Source organism: Geitlerinema sp. PCC 9228, assembly GCF_001870905.1.
In the GTDB taxonomy this organism is placed as follows: domain Bacteria; phylum Cyanobacteriota; class Cyanobacteriia; order Cyanobacteriales; family PCC-9228; genus PCC-9228.
The window spans coordinates 1-310 of sequence record NZ_LNDC01000091.1 but is presented as its reverse complement, the minus strand read 5'-3'; the positions used below and the strand labels follow the sequence as shown (position 1 = coordinate 310).

Annotated in this window: 1 protein-coding gene; it reads right to left on the bottom strand. The window is 49.0% G+C overall.

Annotated features, from left to right (window positions below):
• Nucleotides 1–194 (bottom strand): RRXRR domain-containing protein (locus AS151_RS22775; protein ID WP_244532936.1); only part of this gene is annotated, 194 nt, incomplete at its 3' end.
• Between the last annotated feature and the right edge of the window lie 116 nt (nt 195–310).

Genomic DNA, 310 nt, shown 5'->3' with positions numbered 1-310 from the left:
TAACGACGAAAGACCTTGGCTCGTCCTGCTTTTAGCATTTTTCTGGCTTGAGCGGGATGGGTCGGGTCTAGCGGTTTTTTGTTTTTATCGAGAACCAAGGCATACATAATGGATGAACTCCACTGTTTGCGGGTTAAGTTTTCCTCGCCAATGTGATTTCGGCTTTTTGTGTCCGCCGCACTGGTTTTTGTCAATCACCTAGACCTGTTTAACGACGAACGACAGAGCTTCGGGCTGGAAAGCACCCGCGAAAGGTGTCATGACCGAAATAACGGAGTCTGCTACGAGACCAAGGCTGGACTAACCGAAC